10 protein-coding genes are annotated in these 11,584 nt (G+C 33.0%); all 10 read right to left on the bottom strand.

All coding sequences use genetic code 11. The features are described 5' to 3' along the window. Positions 1-452: 452 nt before the first annotated feature. Positions 453-1,250, bottom strand: a complete 798-nt coding sequence (locus K5G00_RS21820) for a cation transporter (protein WP_092033954.1) — start codon at positions 1,248-1,250, stop codon at positions 453-455. Next, complete coding sequence (locus K5G00_RS21815) at positions 1,243-3,426, bottom strand: TonB-dependent receptor (protein ID WP_107824061.1); 2,184 nt, start codon at positions 3,424-3,426, stop codon at positions 1,243-1,245. Before K5G00_RS21815 ends, K5G00_RS21820 begins: the two co-directional genes overlap by 8 nt. Positions 3,427-3,492: 66 nt before the next feature. Continuing rightward, complete coding sequence (locus K5G00_RS21810) at positions 3,493-3,903, bottom strand: Fur family transcriptional regulator (protein WP_062128875.1); 411 nt, start codon at positions 3,901-3,903, stop codon at positions 3,493-3,495. A gap of 430 nt (positions 3,904-4,333) precedes the next feature. Further along, positions 4,334-5,536: an ATP-binding protein gene (locus tag K5G00_RS21805; RefSeq protein WP_238768484.1), complete on the bottom strand. Its 1,203-nt coding sequence runs from the start codon at positions 5,534-5,536 to the stop codon at positions 4,334-4,336. A 228-nt stretch (positions 5,537-5,764) separates the two neighbouring features. Further along, positions 5,765-7,945, bottom strand: coding sequence for a hypothetical protein (locus tag K5G00_RS21800; protein WP_238768483.1), 2,181 nt, complete (start codon positions 7,943-7,945; stop codon positions 5,765-5,767). A 172-nt stretch (positions 7,946-8,117) separates the two neighbouring features. After that, positions 8,118-9,029 (bottom strand): hypothetical protein, encoded by a 912-nt coding sequence (locus tag K5G00_RS21795; RefSeq protein ID WP_238768481.1) that lies wholly within the window; start codon positions 9,027-9,029, stop codon positions 8,118-8,120. Positions 9,030-9,230: 201 nt separating this feature from the next. Next, positions 9,231-9,662 (bottom strand): hypothetical protein, encoded by a 432-nt coding sequence (locus K5G00_RS21790; RefSeq protein WP_238768479.1) that lies wholly within the window; start codon positions 9,660-9,662, stop codon positions 9,231-9,233. Beyond that, positions 9,652-10,155: a hypothetical protein gene (locus K5G00_RS21785; RefSeq protein ID WP_238768477.1), complete on the bottom strand. Its 504-nt coding sequence runs from the start codon at positions 10,153-10,155 to the stop codon at positions 9,652-9,654. The genes K5G00_RS21790 and K5G00_RS21785 overlap by 11 nt, the downstream gene beginning before the upstream one ends. Positions 10,156-10,194: 39 nt before the next feature. Continuing rightward, complete coding sequence (locus K5G00_RS21780; RefSeq protein ID WP_238768475.1) at positions 10,195-10,683, bottom strand: hypothetical protein; 489 nt, start codon at positions 10,681-10,683, stop codon at positions 10,195-10,197. Positions 10,684-10,764: 81 nt separating this feature from the next. Beyond that, the gene (locus K5G00_RS21775; protein ID WP_238768473.1) at positions 10,765-11,316 is read right to left on the bottom strand and encodes a hypothetical protein; all 552 of its coding nucleotides are present in this window, start codon (positions 11,314-11,316) and stop codon (positions 10,765-10,767) included. Positions 11,317-11,584: the final 268 nt, after the last annotated feature.

The raw sequence follows: 11,584 nt of genomic DNA, 5'->3' as shown, positions 1-11,584 counted from the left end.
TCCAGAAGTATTTCATCAAGTTCCTTATTTGTATGTTCTGATATTATTTTATCCCAATCTGGCATTTGTTCTCATTTAAAATTGCACCTAACGGTTGGTGTATGAAGCGTTGGGCATTTCGAAGCACTTTCCTGTCAAACCGCTACGCAGTTTATTAAATGTAACACACTTGAAATCAGCACAAACCGCCCAATGATTTATACACTTTGTTGTATGCTGGTGTTTATCCTTCAAAGTCAATCCGTCTCAAGTTTTAACAAATTTAACAGTTTTCTTATCAATCTGCACAGACGTTGATTCGGAGTACAAATTTATTTTGTTTTTGTGGGTGGGTAAATCCCCAAACCGCCCTTAAAGGCGGTAATTAGGGTTGGCTTTGTAAGCTCTTTGGCAAGTTTAGGTTTAGAGTGGCTCGTGCGACTTGACAATGTGCTTACAAAAAGGGATGGCTATCATTTCCCAAGTTTCAATATTCTAAATGCACCCTGAGATACAATCAAAAAAACAATAGAACCAACAATCAAATCAGGATATTTTGATTGGGTCAGCAACACCAATACACCAGCTAAAATAACTCCTGAATTTATTATTACATCGTTGGAAGTAAAAATCATACTGGCTTTCATGTGTGCTTCTTTACTTTTCGATTTCTGGAGTAGGTACAAACAGATGGCATTGGCAGTTAATGCTAAAACTGAAACTCCAATCATAATTCTGTAGTCTGGCATTTCTTCAGAACCTATAAATCGTCTTACCACTTCTATAATACCTAAAAAGGCTAAGGATAATTGAAAATAACCACTCCAACGTGCAACTTTCTTTTTTCTCAGAACTGTTGAACCAACTGCCCAAAGACTTAATCCATATACAAAAGAATCAGCTAACATGTCTAAAGAATCTGCCACCAAACCCATTGACTTTGAAATAAGTCCTGTAGTCATTTCAATTATGAAAAATCCAAAATTAATTATGAGTATCGTCCATAACAGTTTTGATTGTACATCGGAACTTTCTATTGTTACTTCCTTTTCATCAATAGAACTTGAATATGTATGTTTTGCTCCAAAGTTTAATGATTCCAGACGCGATAATATTTCTTCATCTTCCCGAGAATGAAAAACAGTAAGATTGCGATTTTCAATATCGAATTCCAATTTCCTGATAACCTCTATTCCATCCAACTTCATACGAATCATGTTTTCTTCGGATGGACAATCCATTTTCGATATGTGGTATTCTGATTTAATCATTGTCGCCTGATAATCTAAGTTTTATTCCTCCATTAAATACAAATCCATCAGCCGGTGCCCAAATATCAGGGAAAGTAGGATTATTTGTTGGCGGCAAAACCAAAGGTTCAAAATCAGATTGCATAACGTTTGTAAAGTTCTCGAAATTCACGAATAAAGATAAACGTTCCCAATGTCGCATAATCATTATTCCCATTGTCCAATAATCTGTTTTTTGATTGTATAAATTATCGAACTGTTTCCCAGTGTAATAAACCTCATATCCAGCAGACCATTTTTCTTCAATTTCATAGAATAATACTGCACCCGCATTGTGCTTTGGTGTAAGTGGTTTCTGGTTATTGATATTATCGTATTGTAATTCAGTATTAACAAAGGCGTAGTTTAAATAGAGTTTAAAATCGTCGTATGTTAGTTTTATATTGGTTTCAAAGCCTGAACTTAAAATGTTACCATCAGCGCTTTCAAAATAAGCCATGCCCATTGTTTCGTCTTCCCGTAAAACCAATGCATTTTTTAGCTGAGTCAAAAAGAAGAGTTGGTTGATTGAGAAAGTCATTTCATCGCCCAATGCGGTTTTGTAATTTATATCGAAATTTCCTCCTATTGAAGTTTCTGCATCTACCAGGTCTTTTGATAATGGTTGAATATCCCGATAATAAATTCTCTCAGCATCTTCGGTGAAAATTGTAGGAAGCTTGTAACCCATAGCACCGCCAAGTCGTGAACTTAATTTATTGTTAGGTTTAAATAACAATGAAAAACGTGGCAGCACAAATGTCCCATAGTCAGCATTGTAGTCGGTTCGTAAGCCAGTTTCTAACCCAAGTTTTTTACTAAAATCGGTAGTGTTTTGAATAAAGCCACCAAAGGTGTTATGTGTATAATCTCTTGCAGAATATGAGTCAGCGTCTGTCTCTGTAAACTGTTCGAGATAATGGTTTAATCCCAATTGCCATTCTGTATTATCGTTTTTATGCAAATTGTATATGGCTTCGGTAAAACTGGATAATTGATTTCCACTGAATCGGTAGTCTGGAATACTTAGTTTTCTGTCAAAATAGGAAACACTATTTTTAAAAGAGAATGTTCTGTCATCGGTTGTATTCCGAAAACTTAATTGCGTAGCATAACGTTCCGATTTATTTTCTTCGGAAAAAATATGTTCAGTACTTGTGTTTCCCTTTATCACTTCCATGTCTCCACCCGTTCTATTATCGATGGTAGTGTTTAACCCTAAACTTAATTCAGTGTTAGGATTGAAGTAGTAGTAGAATTTTGGATTTAGACTAAAAGTTTGCGCTTTGGGCATATTTGAAAAACCATCTTCGTCGGGGTCGAATGCGATTTGATTATTAGCTGAGCCATAAACTGAAAGACCAACTTTTCCGTATTTCTGCGCATAAAACAAATTGCCAGTTGTACCCAAAGCACTTGTTTGATTTAGCATAACATCAAGCTTTGCTTCCTCTTCTGGTCGTATGGTTACAAGGTTTACCAAACCTGCAATTGCTCCACCACCGTACAAAGTAGAATTACTCCCTTTAATTAGCTCAACTTGCTTTAAGTCAAGCGGTGGTATTTGCATAATAGATAACCCACCGGCGAAACCACCATAAAGTGGCATTCCATCTTTTAATATTTGTGTGTATCGACCATCCAAACCCTGAATGCGAATACTCATATTTCCAGAACTAAGTGAGGTTTGCTGCATATGCACACCTGTGGTTTCTCTTAAAAGCATGCCAATATTTGTTGAGTTCATAGCTGCTTTTTCGCCTAATTCTTCGCCTGTAATTGCTTCAATTCTTGTTGGAATATCCTGAATTGTTCGGGAAGACCTTGTTGCTGCAATTACAACTTCTTCAAGTTCTTCTCCTTCTTCCAGCTCAACTTCAATCGTTTTGTTGTTGTCATCTGGAAAAGATAGAGTAATTTCCTTTTCTTCAAAGCCGACAAAAGAAATTACAAACTCTATTTCGCCATTGGGTAAATTCTCCAATCTTGCAAAACCCTCATTATTTGTAATTGTACCTGTCGTCGTTCCTTCAATAATTACACTTGCTCCAATTAAGGATTCGCCAGATTCTTCTTTTACCTCAAAAGTTATTTTGTTTTGTGCGAATAATAAACCTGTTGAAAAAAGAAGTAATAGAATAGTGAATGTTTGTTTCATAGCATAACTTTTAAAAATTATGTAACAAAACTACTGAATGAGTAAGTGCAACAGTATTGCAAAGTTTTATCGGCAATTAGGGCAAATTCCTTTTACCACAAAATTGGCATTTTCAAACGAGAAGCCTTCTGCTAAATCCATCTTTGGAACTGGCATGTCTTTCATACAGTGAGTTTGACCGCATTTATTGCATAAAAAATGAATATGAAGGTCATCGGGTTTGCAGGTACAATCATCATCGCACAAGGCATATTTTACCGCTCCCGTACCATCGTCAATGCTGTGAATAAGGTAGTTGTCCTGAAACGTCTTGAGCGTACGAAATATAGTTGACCTTTCAACATTGTCAAACTGCTGTTCTATTTCATAAAGGCTTAATGCTTTCTTTTGTTTTTCTAAAATCTCGTAAACCAATTGGCGCATAGCGGTTGGTTTGATATTCTTTTGTTCTAATTTTTTATCTGTTTTACCTTTCATAAATGTAAATGTACAATGATTAAGCTAATGTAGCGCAGGCAAAAAAACAACTCTTTTGCAAACTTTGGATTGCAGGGCTGGCTTGCAGCGGTTTGCAAATGTGTTGTTTTGTGCGGTTGGGTTTCTTTTGTCTTTGTGGGGGGGAGAGAAAAAACAAAATAAATTACCCTCAATATGCACTGACCTTTTTACGAAGCACCAAATCAATAAATTTTTCTTTCTATTAATTAATCTTTTATTTCAAAGCATCGAGTTTTGTCTTTTTACACTTGCATACAACGGTTGGTACATGTTGTCGGGGCGGATTTCGAAGAGCGTTCCTGTCCGAAGGACACGGAACTGCGAAACGAGAATCCGCAGTTGGCGTACCACCGAACCAGCCCTGCAATATGTACCTTGTTATGCACTGGCATTTGTTTTCCTTTTTGTTTTATTTTAGTAACCAATCAATTACGTTTAGTTTTTGGATGCCTTCTATGTTTGTATTGTCAAAATCAAGTGTCAATAAATACTTAGGATAATTGTCTTTGATGTTTTTAAATGCCGAAATTTCTCGTTTAAATGTTTTTTCGTCATTAACTGTGTAGGCAACCTGATAATATTCTCTTTCATTATTTGGCTTTTGAACTACAAAATCAATCTCTTTGTCATTGTGCTTTCCTACGTACACTTTTCCTCCACGTCTAAATAGTTCGAAATAGACGACATTTTCAAGTTTATGACCTAAATCAGTATCATACTTATTAGTTGCTGTAATGTTTCTCAATCCTAAATCGACAATGTAATATTTCTCGTTTGTCGAAAGCAACTCCTTTCCTTTTATGTCATAACGTGGTGCTGCGTATAGAATATACGATTGAGTAAGGAAATCCAAATATTTTATAATCGTATTATGAGATATGCTTTTTTGTGAATTTTTATTCAGTTCTGTGGCAATATTTGTTGGTGAAACATAAGAACCAACAGAATCAAATAGGAAGCTAATAATCCGTTGTAAATTATGAATATTTCTAAGTTTATTCCTCTGCGCAATATCTTTTATAATAACTGTATCATAAATAGATTGCAGATAGTCGTTTACTAAATCTTGATTATTTTGAGAAAGTGTTACCGCTTCAGGAAAACTGCTGTCATTAATGTATTTGCGAAATAAACGGTCGGTGTTTTTATCATCGTTGTTTGCCAGAATATATTCTTTAAATGAATAGGGTTGAATATTTATTGCAATATATCTACCTGTCAAAAGCGTAGCTAACTCGCTTGAAAGCAAATAAGCATTTGAACCTGTAACATATAAATCTATATTCTTTTTAGTATACAGGCTGTTTATTAGCTTTTCAAAATCATTGATTAATTGAACTTCATCTAAAAAAATATAATATTTCTCGTCGTTACTTACATTTTTTATAATTTCATCATATAGCGCAGTCCAATCAGTAAAGTTTAAATTTTCTCTTTCTTCAAAGTTGAGGAACACAATATTTCTGGGAGAGATACCGCTTGATAAAAGTTCATTTTTAAATGCTTCAAGAAGAGTTGATTTTCCACAACGTCGAATCCCTGTAATGACTTTTATTAAATTTTGGTCTTTGAGTTGCCTTAATTTGCTTAAATATGTTTCTCTTTGTATCATACTTTTTTAATGCAAAGATATATCTTAATGACGAAAAATTGAATAAATTTTTAATTTCGTCATTAATTGTTTTTTGTTTATGCTTGTGCATAACGGTGGTGGTATGAGGTCGTGGCGGTCAGACGAGAGTCTGACCAGTCCGACCGAAACTGAAGTTGGGACGAGATTCGACTTGTCGAATCCACACAAACCCAGCCATGCCTTATACCACGTGTTAACGCAAGTTTTTTATCCAAAAGCAAATGTTAAAAAAGCAATTAAAAATGCTCCAATTGCACTAATCCAAATTACCCAATGTTTGGATAATGGAATATTTAGTGTAATCAGAACAAGTTCTATATTTAATATAATTTTCATTGCTAAGTTATAAGAATGGACTGTAAACCATTGCCAGTCAAATAATTTTTCCATGAACCAGATTATTAAGGAACCAGAAATTAAAAGGACTGCAAATAATCCCCAGATTATTATTGCCTTTTGAGTTCTTGCTGTCTTTGAAATAGTTTCTATTTCTTTATTTTTATCATCTAGTTCCTTTTTAGAAGTTGTGATTTCTTCATCTCTTTTATCAATTTTTTGGCTCATATTATCCAGTGAGCCTTTCAACTTTGATAATTCTGCTAAAAGATTGTTATGCAATTCTTCTTTTTCGGTTAATTCAGACCTTATTTTTTCCAAGTCAACATTTAAATTATTGATTTTTTCTTGGTTTTCAATTTCTTGTTTTTCAAGTATTTCATAGACATCCTTGTTTTCATCTCGGAGGTTTTGATTTATCTCAAGAATGGCGTTATCTATTTTCTCTTCAACTTTTTCATCATTTTTTTCTTTAGATAATGAATAAAGAAAATGTACATCAGTGGTTAGGTCAAAAGCTAACTGAGTATCCATGTTATTATATCTATTCAGCTTTGATAATAACTTCTCTTTTACTTTGTCGACCTTAAAATTAGAAAGAGCAGTCCTTAAAAATGGTTGCGTAACTAATACTTGAAAAGATTTTTCATATTCTGAATTATTTCTTTTTAAGAATGGTCTGTTTACTTGCATCCACTCATTTGTGGAAATACAAAATGGTAAAGCTCGCCTTCCTTTTAAAGCATGATGCGCATAAGTCGGAAGTTTTGAATCATGAGTTAGAAACCAAGCTTTTGCTTCAGAGAATTTGTATTTAAATCCGTTTCGAAGTTTTTTGATAAAGATTCTGTGAAAAGCATCATGTTCTATTACGGATTGACTGAAATTACCAGTACTACATGATTCTCTTAATAAGCTTTCTTCGTCTTTAAGTTCCTCGGATTTTTCAATCTCCTCCCTAAATTGTTCAGTTAATTTTATCCCATAACCTTTAAGGATATTATTTATGTGGGATTTTTCAAGAGCAAATTCTTCAATCGCTAGTCCATTGTTTATAAACTCTTTCCAATAAGAAACAAGAAATGTGTTTGTCTCTAGCACATCTATTGCCGCAAGAGCAATTTCTTTTGAATAAAGTGGCGACTTGAGAGCTTTTTCTGTGTTTTTTTGAATCGAATTATAAAATTCATCAAGTGTTTTTGTTGTTACAATCAATTCATAACCAAGTTCAGTCGCATAATTCATTAAATTATGAACTGCGTTTAAAAGTTCCGTGCCATGAAGACCAATCAAACTAAATAGTATGTTATTGTCAAGTACAAGAATTTGACCTTCAATGGTTTTTTTAAAATACTCCGTACATGCATCATCAATTTGAATTAGATGCCATAAGAAGCTAGCATTAAATAAATTATTTAAATAGTCTTTTCGGTTTTTTTCGTCGCTTTTGAAAAATAGTGGAATTTCTATTTGTTGAATTATATCAAGCTCTTTTCCTAATTTTGGTAATTCTTTTATGATTTCACCATTAATTTTATCCAACCATTTTTGTGTTTTAGGATTATCAGGATATAAAGTTGCAACTGATTCTTTTCCATGCAATACAAGCATCTTTGATAAAAAAGTCTGAAAGGACTGAACTAGCTTTTCAACATTGGATTCTGTAACAAATTTTTCATATTTTTTAATCAGATAGTCTGACCAATCACCAAAAACCCTTTCCTCAAGTTCGACTATTTTGTTTTGATTAATATCTGAATCTGCTTTCATTAATTTGAATCTGGGAGAGACATATTTTTTAGCAGATTCAATAATTATGATGTTTTCTTTTTCTTGTAACCTCTCTGCCGAACTCAGAATTTCGGCTTCTTCGAATTCTATTGAAAATGTAGTCTTGATATATTTTGCAACTTCAGCAGAATTGCACTCCAACATTGGGCTGTGAGCTGTAATACACTCAAGAACTAAATAGTCAAGTATTTGATTGTCTTTTTCATCACTGAGATTTGGTTCAAAAAAAGCTAGTTTAAATAATGCAGTTTTTACGTTCATATTTGTTTAGTCAGTGTTTTTTAAAATTTGCGTTAACGGCCTGCGGTATAAAATCGTTGCGCACTTCAAAGCACCAACTTATCAACTCGCTAAACCGCTGATTAAATGTTATTTCGTTTAAATACAGCACTATCCGCGCAATGTTTTATGACCGCTTGTTAGCGCCTGTGCTTTATTCATATTCTATTATCATTTCACAAGTTACTCTATCAAACTTATGATTTATCTTTTCTAATAATCCAAAGTAATTATAAAAATAATCCTCAGTAAATTCATCATTGTCTGGACATTCTGTGAATCCATTTCCTCTTTTACTTATCTGTTCTGTCAATCTATCGTTTAAGAAAATATATTCTTTATCCCACACTATTTCATTATCAGGAAAATCGTAATCGGTTTGTTGTATCAATCTTGCTTTACTATCAAATCGAGATGATGTTTTTAACCAGTCATTGCCATTGTTTTTAGTAATCCCTATTGATTCTTTATCAGAGGGGTAATCTATATCTTGCTCATATATGTAAATACTTCCGCTATAATTGGCATATCTATATTCTTTAATCATTCTCCCTTTTGAATCGTAATTATATGTTGTATACTCACTTAAAGAATCAGAAATAACATTGCCTTTATTATCCCTCTCCTTAATTTTTATAAGCAATCCAGCTTGATTATAAAAGTAATCAATAATTGTTGGACTCCATGAATTGGTTTTGGACTCATCCTCTTTTAAGTAAGATTTTGAAGTTTTAATAATCATGCCCGAATCATCTCTGAAATACTCTTTAATCATATGTGGTTTTCCGTTTTGATTATAATCGTATCGAGCAGAAATATTTCCATTAGAATCAAACAAAAACTTCGCATGTTGGAATCTAAATGAATTTTGTTCATTAGTCTCTGTGGTGTAAACAATTGCCTGTTTTATCAGGTTCGCTTTTATGAAATCAGAATTAAAAAAGTATTCATATAAATCCTCATTCTCAATGGAGTAATAAGTACAGCATTCACATTTATCCTGTCCATTTAGAATCAAGATATTTGTTATCAAAACAAGAGTTAATATGTATCGTAGTGTTCTCATAGCATTGGCGCTAACGGTCACCTGTATGTTTTCGTGGCGTCGAATATCCTTCCCCGGTGCTACGAAGAACTGCCGTTGCCGTTTTAAATTTTTTAGGGAGGGATTTTCTTTCCATTTTTTTATTAATCACTATAGTTTATTTGACAATGAATCAGTTTAAAAAAATATTATACAAAATTTTGTTTGCCATTAAATACATGACTATTGGATGCTTGACTTATCTATTGCTTGAAGCATTACTAAAATATCTTTCCAGTTAGCAAGTAAGAAACCAATTGCTCCACCAATAATTGCATATAAAATTTTGTTTTTAAGTTGTTTATTCTGTAATTCTAAATTTTCTATTGTCAATTCAGATATTCTTTTATTTATTGCTTTATCTTCAATTTCATTACGCTCTTCATTGTTTAAATGTATCAGCCATCCACCTTCTTTTTTTACTTGTCTGCCAATTTTTGTAAATCTTATTATTTTGTCCGGTGTAATCTCAATTAATTCGAAAGGAGGCTTTGTCATTAAATCAAAAAATCTCCTGTTTCGTTTATAGTACATTAAGAAATCCAGATCCATGCTTAAATTTGGTCTTTCACAAATATTTTTAAATATATCATCTATATTCTTGTCAATGTCCATATTCCAAGTTCAGTTTATCTTTTATTTTTTTAATTGATGCCGTATTTACATTAATCTCATCAGCGTGTTCGTTTAATGTATTGAGTAAATTGTCAATGTTGATTGCAGGAATCTTTGCTGTGTTTTCAGCAAGTTCTTTTACTTGCTCACCCAATTTTGCAGAATTTGATGCAATACCAGAAACCATTTTTGCTAATTTGGAAATTTTGTCATCATATTCACTAAATATTTTCACTTGAGCTTTTAAAGAGTCGTCTAGAATTTGAGCAGTATTTTGAGCATAATTTAGCATCTCAGAATGATTGTCCAACAATTTACTCTGGTGAAATTTTGTTTCGTCATTTGACCTTAATAACTCAACGATTGTTTTTAATAGAGACAATATGCCATTAATTTGATTTTTACTATCAGATGATTCTTCGAGAGTTTCAATAAATTCGTTTATTGTATCAAATAGTTCTTGAGCTTCTTTAAATGATTGTTCGTCTTGCATATTGATAGTTTTATATTGTTTTAATCATGTACAAATTGATTAGAATTTTATCATTACTCCTATTCCATGCTCGGCAGGTAGGATGTATGATTTTTTTAACCATCGATGGGCAACGATATTTAAAACTACACCAGTCGCGGCTACAGCAGAGCCGATTTTTACTATTAAATCATTACGGTCAACCAAATCATAATATTCTCTTTCTGCTCTCCTTAACTTAATAAAATAGTTTTCTAGTCCGGTTGAAGGCTTTGATGATAATAAGTCTTGATATGTCCTGAAAGCATCATTTGTGCCGTTAATTCCATCGCTTGTGCCATAAAATACAGCGGCAAGTCCGGCTACTTGAGCAGAATAACTAATCATTTTTTCTTTATAGAATTGATGTAAGCAATAATTTGTCGCCGAAATTTGTAATTGTATAGAATCGACACCTGCCTTAATCTGACTGTCAATATAGCGGTCGAATTTTTTTTGTCCCATTGTAAGCAGTGGGAAAAGCACGAGGATAAAAATTAATTTTTTCATATTTTAAATTATTTAACAATGAATCAATTTTTGAAAAATTTATCGAATCACTATATACCCCCATATTTAAATGAGTTATTTTTATTTCTCAGTGACACTAGTACCTTGCCCACCCAAATAATAACACTCAATAGTTCTACCATCGGTCGTCTTTCCGGTGAATTTGATTTCATATTCTGAATCATGATAAACGCCATTGTTTATTAAACTATTTAATTTGGTAATTGAACTATATCCTCCATCATTAAAATTCAAGTTTATCGAAACGTCAGATGCTATAAATGTTGATACCATGTTATCGGTAAAATCCCATATCTCGTTGTAAGTTTCAACCTCTCCAACAAGTTCTGTAATCAGGATAATACTTGCACCTTCTATGTTATAATCTCCGCTGGCAATGTCTTTGAATAGGTAGCTTGGAGTGTCTGACATAACAACATCAGAAATCATCAGCGTGGTGGAATATAATTTTTTGCCTGCAGAATATTGGTATCCACAGTAATTATATACACCTGCTATTTCATACACTTCTCCATCAATGGTAAACTGGTTGAGTAATTTGGGTTCAGGTTCATCTTTTGAACATGATGCAAATAAAACGGCGAATACGAGAAAAATAATTAGTTTATTCATTTGATTTAGTTTAATCTATTTATGCTTTTCTATTTCTTGTTAACCCCTCCTCAACGGTTTTGCAAAAACCGACGCGCGTCGGCCAAAAATTTAAAACATTACCACTGTCTTGTCATTGAAAAACCGAATAGCCATGAAATATACAGTTTGTTACCAAATCGGTTTTTACTCTTCAAAAGCGCAAGAGATAATATGGTTTTTGTCTTATGTTTCACGATTTGCGCTTTTTTAAACTGTTTGGTAACGGAAAATTGTAAGTTGTCGTTGC

Origin of the sequence: Maribellus maritimus (genome assembly GCF_022267315.1) — a bacterium.
Taxonomy (GTDB): domain Bacteria; phylum Bacteroidota; class Bacteroidia; order Bacteroidales; family Prolixibacteraceae; genus Draconibacterium; species Draconibacterium maritimum.
This window is presented reverse-complemented; position numbering and strand designations above follow the sequence as displayed.